This is a genomic window from Micromonospora sp. AB353, assembly GCF_049538395.1.
GTDB classification, from domain to species: Bacteria; Actinomycetota; Actinomycetes; order Mycobacteriales; family Micromonosporaceae; genus Micromonospora; species Micromonospora aurantiaca.
In genome coordinates this window covers 109,712-121,952 of sequence record NZ_JBMVFV010000006.1, presented here as the reverse complement: position 1 = coordinate 121,952, position 12,241 = coordinate 109,712, and the positions used below count along the sequence as shown (strand labels likewise).

The following is a 12,241-nucleotide window of genomic DNA, read 5'->3' as shown; positions in this document are numbered from 1 at the left end:
CGGCTCCATGACAGCTTCGGGCCTGCCCCGCCGGGTGCACCTCGGGTACGCGCTGGGTTCCCTGGTCACCGGCGCGTTCGGCACCGTGCCCGGACTGCTCCTGCTGCCGTACCTCACCGACACGCTCGGCGTCGCCGCCGGGCTGGCCGCGCTGCTGGTGCTGCTGCCGAAGGCGTGGGACGTGCTGGTCAACCCGGTCGCCGGGCGGATCTCCGACCGGACCCGCTCCCGCTGGGGCGCGCGCCGTCCGTATCTCCTCGGCGGCGGACTGGCGCTCGCCGTCCTGTTCGCCTCGATCTTCGCCGCGCCGTTCGCCGACGGTCCGGCCGCCGCCGCGTACGTGGCGCTGGCGTTCCTGGCGACGGCCACCGCGTTCGCGTTCTTCCAGGTGCCGTACGTCGCCATGCCGGCCGAGCTGACCGCCGACCCGGCGGAGCGTACCCGGTTGATGACCTGGCGGATCGCGGTGCTGGCGCTGGCCATCCTGGTCTCCGGCGCGGTGGCCCCGGCGGTGGTGAGCGCGGGCGGCGACGGCGTGCCCGGCCACCGGTGGATGGGCCTGTTCGTCGCCGTGCTGATCGTCGCCGGCACCGTCGGCGTGTTCCTGGGCACCCGGTCGGCGCCGACCGGGACGGTGGGGGAGAGCGAGCCGAGTTTGCGCGCGCAGCTCGCCGTCGCCACCGGCAACCGGCCGTTCCGGGTGCTGCTGATCTGCTTCGTGATCCAGTCCGCCGGGGTGGCCACCGTGCTGGCCGGGGTGAAGTACTTCGCCGACCAGGTGCTGCGCGAGCCGGACAGCGGCCCGACGCTGCTGTTCGCCTGCTTCGTGGCACCCGCGCTGCTGGTCATGCCGCTGTGGTCCCGGGCAGGTGCCCGGCTGGGCAAGCGGGCGTCGCTCGCCGCCGCGTCGCTGATCTTCGCGGTGGGCGCGCTGGCCCTGGTCGCCGCGCCCGCTCTGCCCGCCGCCGCGGCCTACGCGGTGGTCGCGGTGATCGGCGTCGGGTACGCGGGCCAGCAGGTGTTCGCGCTGGCCATGCTGCCGGACTGCATCGCGTACGACACGGCGCGCACCGGGCGGCGGCAGGCCGGGGTGTTCACCGGGCTGTGGACCGCCGGGGAGACGTTCGGGCTGGCGCTGGGGCCGGGCATCTACGGGCTGGTGCTCCAGCTCTCCGGTTACGTCTCCTCGTCCACCGGGACGGCCGCCGTCCAGTCCGGCTCGGCCCGGCTCGGCGTGCTGCTCGGTTTCACGGTGCTGCCCGCCCTGCTGGTGGCGATCCCGCTGGTGCTGCTGCGCGGCTACACCCTGACCTCGGCCCAGCTCGCCGCCGTGCCGGACGCCGCCGCCTCCGGGGCCGCCGCGCCCGGGGCCGGCTCGCCCGGAGCCACCGGGTCCGGGGCCGATGCCCCGGTCACGCGGGCGTGAGCACCGCACCGTCCGGCCCGTCCACGAGAGGAACCACCCGATGACCGACACGGCAGGCGGAGGCGCGCTGCCCGCGCGGGGGATGCCCGCGACGGACGTACTAGGCGAGATCCGCGCGCTGCGGGCCGCCGACCGGCCGACGCACGGCGGGCGGCTGTTCGCGTACGTCTACGACCCCGGCGTGGCCGGGCTGGACGCGCTGGCGCAGGCCGCGTACGCGGAGAGCGCGCACGTCAATGGCCTCGACCCGACTGCGTTCCCGTCGCTGCTGGCGATGGAGAACGCGCTCGTCGGCGCCGCCGCCCGGCTGCTCGGCGGCGGTCCCGGCACCGGCGCGCCGGACGTGGTCGGCAGCGTCACCAGCGGCGGCACCGAGTCGCTGCTGCTCGCCGTCAAGGCGGCCCGCGACGCCCGCCCGGACCTCGCCGAGCCGCGGATCGTGGTGCCGGCCACCGCGCACGCGGCGTTCGCCAAGGCGGCGCACTACCTGCGGGTCGCGCTCGACACCGTGCCCGTCGACCCGGTGACGCTGCGCCCTGATGTGGCGGCGGTGGCCGCGGCGGTCCGCCCGGAGACCGTGCTGGTGGTGGCGTCCGCGCCGTCGTACGCGCACGGGGTGGTCGACCCGGTGCCCGAGATCGCCGCCGTCGCGCAGGCCGCGGGCGTGCGCTGCCACGTGGACGCCTGCTTCGGCGGCTGGGCGCTGCCCTGGCTGCGCCGGCTCGGTGCGCCGGTGCCGCCGTTCGACTTCGCCGTGCCGGGGGTCACCTCGATCTCGGTCGACCTGCACAAGTACGCGTACGCGCCGAAGGGCGTCTCGGTGCTGCTGCACCGCGATCCGGCGCTGCGCGCCCCGCAGTTCTTCGCGTACGCCGGCTGGCCCGGGTACACGATGGTCAACCCGGTGATCGCCTCCACCCGGTCCGGTGGGCCGATCGCCGCCGCGTACGCCACACTCCGCCACCTCGGCGAGGACGGCTACCTGCGGCTGGCCGCCGCCACCCGGGACGCGGTCGCCGGGCTGGCCGACGCGGTACGCGCCACCGGCGGCCTGCGGCTGATGGCCGAACCGGAGACCACAGTGGTCTGCTTCACCAGCGACGATCCGCAGCTCGACCTGTTCGTGCTGGTCGACGAGCTGACCGAGCGTGGCTGGCACACCCAGCCCCAGCTCACGTACGCCGATCTGCCGGCCAGTGTCCACCTCACCGTCACCGCGGCGGTGGCGCCCCGGGTGGCCGAGTTCGGCCCGGCGCTGGCCGAGGCGGTCGCGGCGGCCCGGGCCGCCGGGCCGGTGGTGCTGCCGCCGGAGCTGCTGGCGCTGGCCGGCAGCCTCACGCCGGAGGCCCTCACCCCGGATCTGGTGGCCGGGCTGGCCGGCGGACTCGGCCTGGCCGGCGGACTCGGCCTGGCCGGCGGCACCGGCGTGCCGGACCGGATGGCGATGGTGAACACGCTGCTCGACGCCGCCCCGGCGCGGCTGCGGGAACGGCTGCTCGCCGAGTTCGTCGGGCTGCTCCAGCGCCCGGCCTGGTGACGGGAGGCTCGTCCGTTCGGCGGAGAAGTCGGGCGTTTCGGCGACCGGAACCCGTGTCCGTCCCTGCCTAGCATCAGGGCACATCGATGACACGGGGAGTGTTCACATGATCACTGCTAAGTCACCACCTGTCCGCCGGCTCGTCGCAGTGGTCGCGGCCGGCGCGATGGTCGGCCTGGCACCGGCCGGTACCGCCCCGGCCGCACCGCAGGGCCCGGACCGCAGCGCCGACGTCTCCGTCGTGGACCCCGGTTGGGTGCCCGACCCGCTGGCCGACGGCGTGCCGCAGCTGCCGTCGCGGGACGTGACGAAGACCAAGGAGCAGCAGCGGCGGGTGCGGGCGAGCGGGGCCACCGCCGCTGCCACGTACGTCCGCGACGGGCACCTGCCGAAGCCGCTGCCGCTCGCCGCCCAGCCCACGAACAGCAACCCGGCACCGCTCGTCGACAGGGGACTGCACGACGCGCAGGGCGTCCGCATGTTCAGCTTCGCCGGGAAGACCTGGAACCACCCGGTCGGCCAGGCGCAGTGGGGCCTGAGCAACCTGGCCGCCTACCGGGCCAGCGGCGACAAGCGGTTCCTCGACCGGGCCGTCGCCAACGCCCAGCGCAACATCGACCGCCGGGTCGAGTCCCGGGGCGCCTGGTGGTACCCGTACGACTTCGACCTGAGCCGCTGCGCGGGCCGTCCGCTGCTGCGCGCCCCCTGGTACAGCGGGATGGCGCAGGGCGAGATGCTGAGCCTCTTCGTCGGCCTGGCCGAGATCACCGGCGAGGCGAAGTGGCGGACGGCGGCGGACCAGACGTTTCTGAGCCTGACGCTGCCGGTCGTCGCCAACGCGCCCTGGGCGAGTTGGGTCGATCCCAACGGCTACCTGTGGCTGGAGGAGTACCCGGTGACCTTCGGCACCACCGGGGAACGGGTGCTCAACGGGCACACCTTCGCCCTCTACGGCGTGTACGACTACTGGCGGCTCACCGGCGACGAGCGGGCGGTGGCGGTCTTCGACGGCGCGGCGAGCACCGTCCGGCGGTACCTGCCGACCCACTTCCGGGTCACTCGGTGGGCCAGCAAGTACTCGATGGGCTGCGCGCAGCCGCACGTGAAGTACCACCAGGTCCACACCGCGCAGAACCTCAAGCTCTACGAGATGACCACGTCGGCCGTCTTCGCCACGTACGCGTACCTGCTGCGCTCGGACTACCCGGCGCCCGCCGTCAACGGCGCCGTGTCGTTCGCCGCCGGCACCCACGTCGGCTACACCTTCTCCAGCAGCGGGGCCGTCACGAGCCAGAAGACGCTCAAGCTCGCCCGGGCCTCCGGCGCCCAGGCGAGCCAGCGGGTCCGCGTGTACGGGCGGGGCATCTACTACCAGATCGCCAACGGCGCGCTCGCCGGTTACCTCGTCCCCGAGGCGTACGGGCAGCGCGTCCTGCTCGGCAAGGCGGTCGAGCACCGGTACGACCCGGCCCGGACGCTCTCCTTCCAGCCGGGCACCTACACCGGGTACGCATACGACGCGGCGGGCAACGTGACCGGCTCCAAGCGGCTCACGTTCCCGTCCGCCTCGATCGCGCCGCTGGGCGCCACCGCCTGGGTGAACGGGCGGCTCAGCTACCAGGTCACCGCCGGGGCGTACGTCGGTTACTGGCTGCCCCACACCACCGGGCTTGCCTTCACCTGAGCCTGAGCAACGTGCGGCCCGCCCGGAGTCCGGGCGGGCCGCACGTGTCGGATGGCTCAGTCGGCGGCGCGGACGCTGAACGTCGTGGTGTCGTCCGCCGGGTCGACGTCCGCCACCGGCTCGCTCCTCGCCCGGCATGAACCGGCCGCCGGGCACGTCGAACCAGTCCGGGAAGCTCGGCAGATCCTGCGGGTCGGTGGCCCACACCTCGACCCCGGCGGGCAGGCTCGCCCGCACGTCGAGCCGGAACGACGGGGCGTCGTTGCCGTAGCGCACTGTCACCGGCGTGCAGGCGGAGGGTCACGCTTGCGCCGGCCGGGACCCGGCCGCCGTAGCTCTCGACGACCCGGCGGTTCTGCTCCATCCCCACCGTGAACCAGGGCGAGCCGTTGTCGAGACCGGTGAAGGAGCCACCGGCCGGCTCGGTGATGCGCAGGCCGGCGGTGGCGTCGGCCCGGCCCCGGTTGCTGATCGTCGTGGTCAGCGCCCCGACGTACCCCTTGCCGGTCGGCGTCAGCACCAGCGTCCCGGTGTCGACGGTCAGGCGCGCCGTGGTGGCGCCGGCCGCGGTGGCGGGCGCGGCCGGCGCGAACAGCGCCGCCGCCCCGGCGAGCAGCGCGGCTGCCACTCGTGTGGTCCGTGTGGTCAGGACAGGTCCTCCCGTGATCCCCGTGGTGGGCGGCGGTGGGTCCGTCCGCCCGACGGTGGTGACACACGCCGGCACCGCTGATCGTTGCGCGGGTGCCCTGTCGGGGGTACGACACCGGAACGCTGTGGTTGACTGGCACCTCGGGGTTCTGCGAGGGAGGCCAGAGATGCAGGTGCCGGCCGTGCTCGGCGAGCCGATCCGGTTCGTGCTGAACTGGGGCCGCCGCTACTCGCTCTGGGTGTTCAACTTCGGCCTGGCCTGCTGCGCCATCGAGTTCATCGCCACCAGCATGGGCCGGCACGACTTCATGCGCCTCGGTGTGATCCCGTTCGCCCACGGGCCCCGGCAGGCCGACCTGATGGTGGTCAGCGGCACCGTCACCGACAAGATGGCCCCGGCGGTCAAGCGGCTCTACGACCAGATGCCCGAACCGAAGTACGTGATCTCGTTCGGCGCCTGCTCGAACTGCGGCGGCCCGTACTGGGACTCCTACTCGGTGACGAAGGGCGTCGACCAGCTCATCCCGGTCGACGTGTACGTGCCCGGCTGCCCGCCCCGGCCGGAGGCGCTGCTGCACGGCATCCTGCGCCTCCAGGAGAAGATCGCCGCCGAGCAGTCCGGCATCGGCGGCGTGCCCCGGCCGGACGCGCTCACCTCCCCGGCGGACGCCGTCGCGGGGCCGGTCGAGGCGCTCACCGCACCCCCGGTACGTCCGCCGGTCGGCTGAACCGCCAGGTGGCGGCGCGGGGCTAGCCTGCGGCTCATGACCGACCTCGCGGAGAAGCGCTCCGCATTCATCATCGACGTGCTGACCGAGGAGTTCGGCGCGTCCATGGCGATCGACCCGGCGGCGTTCCGCCGCAAGTTCCGCAAGATGGCGGCGTCACCGTTCGCCTTCTACCGGGGCAGCGCCGCGCTGTTCTACGCCGACCAGCGCGGCGACTTCGGCAGCGACCGGTTCCTCGACGAGCGGACCAGCCGGGTGTGGATCCACGGCGACCTGCACGCCGAGAACTTCGGCACCTACATGAACGCGTCCGGGCAGCTCGTGTTCAACGTCAACGACTTCGACGAGGCGTACGTCGGGCCGTTCACCTGGGACCTGAAGCGCTTCGCCGCGAGCGTGGCGCTGCTCGGCTACGCCAAGGCGCTCTCCGACCGGGTGATCGGCGAGCTGGTGACCGGCTTCGCCCGGTCGTACCTGGCCGAACTGCGGGCCATCGCCGCGGGCGGGGACGACGCGATCGGGTCGATCACGCTCGACAACGCCGACGGTGTGCTGCGCCGGGTGCTCCAGCAGGCACGGCTGAACACCCGGGTGGACCTGCTGGCCGCGCAGACCACGATCGACAACTACGAGCGCCGGTTCTCCCTCGGCGACGGCGTCCACGAGATCGACGACGCCACGCGGGAGAAGGTCTGCGCGGCGTTCGCCGACTACCTGCACACGCTGCCGGAGTCGGCCGCCCGGATGCGCCCGGTGGCCACCGGCATCAAGGACGTGGTGCTGCGCAAGGGCGTCGGCATCGGGTCGGCCGGGCTGCCGTCGTACAACCTGCTGCTGGAGGGGCACACCCAGGCGCTGGAGAACGACGTCGTCATCTACATGAAGCAGGCGCAGGTGCCGGCCGTGGCGCGGTACGTCGGCGACGAGCGGGTCCGGTCGTACTTCCGGCACCAGGGGCACCGCACCGCCGAGTCGCAGCGCGCGTTGCAGGCGCACGCCGACCCGTGGCTGGGCTTCACCGAGCTGGACGGCGTGGGGCAGCTCGTCGCCGAGGTGTCCCCGTACGCGGCGGACCTGGACTGGGCCGACGTGAACGAGCCGGAGGATCTGGCGGGCGTGCTCGCCGACCTGGGCCGGGCGGTGGCCCGGATGCACTCGGTCGCCGACGACGAGTCCAGCCACGACCTGGTCGACTACTCCACCGAGGAGGCGATCGTCGCGGTCGTCGACGCGGATCCCGACGGGTTCGTCGACTACCTGGTCGACTTCGGGCACCGGTACGGGATCCGGGCGCGTGAGGATCACCAGCTCTTCGTGGACCTGTTCCGCAACGGCCGGCTACCAGGCATCTGAGGGGCCGGGGCGCCCGGTCCGGCGTCCCGGCTCACTGCGTGAAGTCCAGCACCGCCTTGATGTCCTCACCGACCGGCGCGTACGCCTGCCGGTAGCTCGACAGCGGCACCCGGCGGGTGATCAGCGACGTCAGCCACGACTGTTCGGCCTGGGCGAGCGCCTCGGCGGCCATCTCCCAGTGCCGCCGGCCGGCGTTCACCGAGCCGAACACCACGTTGTTCTCCAGCACCAGCTCCCGGTTGAGCGCACCGGCGTCGAAGTTGATCGTCCGGCCGCCGCTGGAGACGCCGGTCAGGCAGACGATGCCGGTGGGCGCGGCCTTGCACATGGCGTCGAGCACCACAGTGGGCGCGCCGGTGCACTCGATCACCACGTCCGGCTTCACGTCCAGCTCGGGCACCGTCGTCGTGTGGTACGTCGCCCCCAGCGCCCGGACCAGCTCCGGCTTCGGCCCGGTGGTGTTGCGGTCCAGCACGTGCACCGTCAGCCCACGCTGGCTACCCAGCAGCGCGGCCAGCAGCCCGATCGGCCCGGCGCCGGTGACCAGCACGGTCATCGGTTTCCACTCGGCCCGGCGGCCGATCCGCTCGATGTGGTCCCACGCCTTCGCCACCACGCTCGTCGGCTCCAGCAGCACGCCGACCGAGGCGAGCGCCGGGTCCAGGCCGACGGCGAACTTGGGCTGCAACCGCCAGCGTTCCCGGGCGAAACCGGGCAGCGCCTTGATGCCGTGCTCGGTGTACTGACCGTTGCGGCACATGTCCCACTCGTCCACCGCACAGTTTGCGCAGGGCACCGGGTCGGGGTGGCGGACCACGCCGGCGACCAGGTCGCCGGCCTGCAACGTGCCGGTCGGGTCATCCAGCACGCGGCCCAGCGACTCGTGCCCGAGCACCAGCCGCTCCTGGCCCGGCGGCGCCTCGCCGTACTCGCCGGCCACGATCTCGTGGTCGGTGCCGCAGACACCCACCGCCAGTGCCTCGACCAGGATCGCGCCCTCCTCGGGCGGCGGCTCGGGCCAGTCCTCGGCGAGCCGCAGCGAATCCGGGACACCGGGGGTCACAGTCACAGCGCGCACGGACCTCATCTTTCCGTGCGCGGCCGCCGCCCGTCCGGCAAAGCGGCGATCCCGGCACGGACGGCCCGACCCGGCCGGCAGCCGTCGGCCATAGGATCAGCGCATGACTCCGGAAGAGGTCGGCCGGCGAGTGGTCGCGCTGCTCGCGCCCGTCGAGGCCACCGCGTCCGTGTCCGGCGGTCAGGGGTACGCCCGCGCCACCGTCGACGTACCCCCGACGAGCTGGGCGGACGCGGTGCGTGCGGTGCGCGACGACGCCGAGCTGGATCTCGACTTCCTGGACTGGTTGTCGGCGGTGGACGAGCTGGCCGACGGCTTCGACGTGGTGCTGCACCTCTGGTCGGTCCGGCACCGGCACGGGCTGCTGCTGCGTACCCGGGTGCCCCGGGACACGCCTGTCGTCGCGTCGGTGGTCGGCCTGTTCCCCGGCGCGGCGTGGCACGAGCGCGAGACGCACGAGATGTTCGGCATCGACTTCGCCGGCCACGGCGAGCTGCGTCCGCTGCTGCTGCCGCCCGAGTTCGAGGGGCACCCGCTGCGCAAGGAGTTCGTCCTCGCCTCCCGGGTCGCCAAGCCGTGGCCCGGCGCGAAGGAGCCGGGCGAGTCGGAGGCGGGCGGCGGCCGCCGGCCGGTCCGGCCGCCGGGCGTGCCCGCGCCGGGTGAGTGGGGCACGACGCCCACGCCGGCGGGTGCGGCGGGCGCCGGTGAGGGCCCCCGAGGGGGTACGCCGGCGCGCCCGGCCCGGGAACGCCCGGCACGGCCGGCTGCCGCTGAGCGTCCGGCGCGGCCCGCTCCGGAGCGGCCTGTTTCCGGGGAGGCCGAGGCAGGGTCCGCTGTTGCTCCGGCGGCGGATGACGTGGGTCCGCTCGGGCGGCCGTTGCCGGGGGAGCGGCCGACCGGGCCGCCCCGCCAGGAGCCGGAGCCCGGCGCGGCGGGGGAGAGCTGATGCCGGACTGGTTGGAGCTGGTCCTGCGCGTGGCGGGGGTGCTCGTCGCGTTCCTCACGCTGCCGCTGATCGTGGGTCAGGCCGAGCACAAGGTGATGGCGCACATGCAGGGCCGGCTGGGCCCGATGTACGCGGGCGGCTTCCACGGCTGGGCGCAACTGGTCGCCGACGGCATCAAGTTCGTGCAGAAGGAGGACGTCACCCCGCGCGACGCGGACCGGCCGGTGTTCCGGCTGGCGCCGGCGGTGGCGCTGGTCCCGTACCTGCTGGTGCTGCTCGTCATCCCGCTCGGGCCGGGTGACCTGGTCGCCCAGCCGCTCGACATCGGCCTGTTCTTCGTGCTCGCCGTGGTGGGCGTCGGTGTGCTGGCGGTGCTCATGTCCGCGTGGGCGTCGGCGAACAAGTACAGCCTGCTCGGCGGGCTGCGCGGCGCGGCCCAGCTGCTCGGGTACGAGCTGCCGCTGGTGCTGGCCGCCGCCTCGGTGGCGATGGCGGCCGGCACGCTCAGCCTGCCCGGCATCGTGGAGGCGTGGCAGCCGTGGTGGCTGCTCTGGCAGGCGCCGGCCATGGTGATCTTCTTCGTGGCCGGGCTGGCGGAGATCCGCCGCCCGCCGTTCGACATGCCGGTGGCCGACTCCGAGCTGGTCTTCGGCTACATGACCGAGTACACGGGCCTGCGGTTCGCGTTCTTCCTGCTCGCCGAGTACGTGGGCATCGTGGTGATCGCGGCGCTGACCACTGTGCTGTTCCTCGGCGGCTGGCAGGGCCCGTTCGCCGACGCGCAGCTCGGCTGGCTGTGGACGCTGCTCAAGGTCTTCGCCGTCGCCTTCGTGATCATCTGGCTGCGGGTGAGCTACCCGAGGCTGCGCGAGGACCAGCTCCAGCGTCTCTGCTGGCTGGTCCTGGTCCCCCTGGCCCTGGCACAGCTCGTCCTCACCGCCGCAGTCCGCCTGGCCCTGTAGCCCACCCGCCCTCTCCGCGGCGATCTGTGAGTGGAGGTCGTCAAGCGGTGTCCGGCTCCCGGCTCCCGTGGAGATCTTGGTACCAAACGGCCCCCATAGGGGCCCTTTCCTGCCAAGATCTCCACCGCTCCCACCATGCGGAACGCCCATCTTGCTTGACGGGAGGCAAGCCCCGCGATCTTGCACTTTCCTCCCGGCATCCCCGGGCCCGCGACTGCAAGATCGTCGAGGGCTGGAGCACCGGGCAAGCCGAGTCAGCGCAACGGGGTGTGGGAGGGGTCTACGCGCTCGGACTCGGGTGGGGGCGGGGGTGGGGTGCCGTCGCCGAAGGGGCGGCCGCCCAGCTCCTCCCGGCCGTGCGGGGTGAGCCAGTTGCTCAGGTCGGGGCCGAGCGGCACGATCCCCGTCGGGTTGATGTCCCGGTGGACCTCGTAGTAGTGCCGCTTGATGTGGTCGAAGTCGATCGTGTCGCCGAACCCGGGCGTGGTGAACAGGTCCCGCGCGTACGCCCACAGCACCGGCATCTCGCTGAGCTTCTGCCTGTTGCACTTGAAGTGCCCGTGATAGACCGGGTCGAAGCGGACGAGCGTGGTGAACAGCCGAACGTCGGCCTCGGTGATCGTGTCGCCGACCAGGTACCGCTGCCCGGCCAGCCGCTCGCTGAGCCAGTCCAGCCGGTCGAACAGCCTGTGGTACGCCTTGTCGTACGCCTCCTGGCTGCCGGCGAAGCCGCACCGGTAGACGCCGTTGTTGACGTCGGCGAAGACGACAGCGTTCACCTCGTCGATCTCGCCGCGCAGCGGTTCCGGGTAGAGGTCCGGCGCGCCCGGCCGGTGGTGCGCCGTCCACTCGGTCGTGAGGTCCAGGCTCATCTGCGCGTAGTCGTTCGTCACGACCTGCCCGGTGGGCACGTCGACGAGCGCCGGGACCGTGATGCCGCGCTCGTAGCCGGGGAAGCGGGCGAAGTACGCGTCGGCCAGCCGCTCGATGCCCAGCACCGGGTCCTTGCCGTCCGGGTCGAGGTCGAACGTCCAGCTCCGCTTGTCGTGGGTGGGCCCGGCCACCGCCATCGAGATCGCGTCCTCCAGCCCGAGCAGGCGCCGGACGATGATCAGCCGGTTGGCCCACGGACAGGCCCGGCTGACCGCCAGCCGGTAGCGCCCCGGTTCCACCGGCCAGCCGTCCCGCTCGTCCGCGGTGATCCGGGTGGCGATGTAGCGCTGGTCGCGGGTGAACTCGCCACCCGGCTCCACGTACTTGCCGCCGGTCCGGTCCAGGACCTCGTCGTCGCTGCCCACACCCACCTCCGAGTTCGCTTCTCGTTCCCATCATGGTCGCTCCGGCGGCTCCCGGCAGGGCGAGTGCCCCGGAGACCGGCAGGGCGACTGCTCCGGACAGGGGCATAGGCTGCCCGCCGTGACCGATGTGGAGGCGGCAGCCCGGCGTTTCGTCGCCGACGTGTGGAACGCGGGGCGCGAGGAGAGCGCGTACGAGCTGGTGGCGGCGGACTGCCCGGGCCTGGGCGGTACCGGCCCGGCGGCGATGCTGGCGTGGCACCGGGACCGGCGGGCATCGTTCCCCGATCTGCGCTACAAGATCGTCGACGTGGTGGCGACCGGTACGCGGGTGGCGGTGCGCTGGCGGGCCGCCGGCACCCAGGCCGGGCAGTTCGGCCCGGTGCCGCCGACCGGCCGCGTGGCCAGCTATTCGGGCGCGACGTTCCTGCGCTTCGACGACGACGGGCGGATCGTGGACGTGTGGAGCGTCAACGAGCTGTTCCAGCTGCTCCAGCAGCTCGGCGTGGAGATGCTTCCCCCGCTCACACCCGGCGAGGCGTGATCCGACCGCACGCCGGGGCCAAAGCGCCGGGGGGTGGTCG

The 12,241-nt window shown here is 73.4% G+C and carries 10 protein-coding genes; 8 read left to right on the top strand and 2 right to left on the bottom strand.

What is annotated here, in order from left to right; genetic code table 11:
• The first annotated feature begins 7 nt into the window (after positions 1–7).
• The 5 genes from ACPCK6_RS05270 (at position 8) to ACPCK6_RS05250 (ending at position 7,376) form a co-directional block, all read left to right on the top strand.
• Positions 8–1,426 carry an MFS transporter gene (locus ACPCK6_RS05270; protein WP_423480475.1) on the top strand — a complete coding sequence of 473 codons (1,419 nt, stop codon included), beginning with the start codon at positions 8–10 and terminating at the stop codon, positions 1,424–1,426.
• A gap of 40 nt (positions 1,427–1,466) precedes the next feature.
• The gene (locus tag ACPCK6_RS05265; RefSeq protein ID WP_423480474.1) at positions 1,467–2,963 is read left to right on the top strand and encodes a pyridoxal phosphate-dependent decarboxylase family protein; all 1,497 of its coding nucleotides are present in this window, start codon (positions 1,467–1,469) and stop codon (positions 2,961–2,963) included.
• A 106-nt stretch (positions 2,964–3,069) separates the two neighbouring features.
• The gene (locus ACPCK6_RS05260; RefSeq protein ID WP_423480473.1) at positions 3,070–4,647 is read left to right on the top strand and encodes a D-glucuronyl C5-epimerase family protein; all 1,578 of its coding nucleotides are present in this window, start codon (positions 3,070–3,072) and stop codon (positions 4,645–4,647) included.
• Positions 4,648–5,462: 815 nt separating this feature from the next.
• Positions 5,463–6,023, top strand: coding sequence for an NADH-quinone oxidoreductase subunit B (locus ACPCK6_RS05255; RefSeq protein WP_423480472.1), 561 nt, complete (start codon positions 5,463–5,465; stop codon positions 6,021–6,023).
• 36 nt (positions 6,024–6,059) lie between these two features.
• Positions 6,060–7,376, top strand: coding sequence for a DUF2252 domain-containing protein (locus ACPCK6_RS05250; RefSeq protein ID WP_396881078.1), 1,317 nt, complete (start codon positions 6,060–6,062; stop codon positions 7,374–7,376).
• A 31-nt stretch (positions 7,377–7,407) separates the two neighbouring features.
• Here the strand turns inward: ACPCK6_RS05250 and ACPCK6_RS05245 are convergent, their stop codons facing one another.
• Entirely contained in the window at positions 7,408–8,454 is a 1,047-nt protein-coding gene (locus ACPCK6_RS05245) for a glucose 1-dehydrogenase (RefSeq protein WP_396881079.1), read from the bottom strand.
• 103 nt (positions 8,455–8,557) lie between these two features.
• On the opposite strand from ACPCK6_RS05245, the gene ACPCK6_RS05240 reads away from it, so the two are divergent.
• On the top strand, positions 8,558–9,400 hold the full coding sequence (locus ACPCK6_RS05240; RefSeq protein ID WP_423480471.1) for an NADH-quinone oxidoreductase subunit C: 843 nt from the start codon (positions 8,558–8,560) through the stop codon (positions 9,398–9,400).
• Positions 9,400–10,362 (top strand): NADH-quinone oxidoreductase subunit NuoH, encoded by a 963-nt coding sequence (gene nuoH, locus ACPCK6_RS05235; RefSeq protein ID WP_013288672.1) that lies wholly within the window; start codon positions 9,400–9,402, stop codon positions 10,360–10,362. Before ACPCK6_RS05240 ends, nuoH begins: the two co-directional genes overlap by 1 nt.
• A 254-nt stretch (positions 10,363–10,616) precedes the next feature.
• On the opposite strand, the gene ACPCK6_RS05230 is transcribed toward nuoH, so the two are convergent.
• Positions 10,617–11,660, bottom strand: coding sequence for a glutathione S-transferase family protein (locus ACPCK6_RS05230; RefSeq protein WP_423480470.1), 1,044 nt, complete (start codon positions 11,658–11,660; stop codon positions 10,617–10,619).
• Positions 11,661–11,778: 118 nt separating this feature from the next.
• On the opposite strand from ACPCK6_RS05230, the gene ACPCK6_RS05225 reads away from it, so the two are divergent.
• On the top strand, positions 11,779–12,201 hold the full coding sequence (locus tag ACPCK6_RS05225; protein WP_423480469.1) for an ester cyclase: 423 nt from the start codon (positions 11,779–11,781) through the stop codon (positions 12,199–12,201).
• The last annotated feature ends 40 nt before the right edge of the window (positions 12,202–12,241 follow it).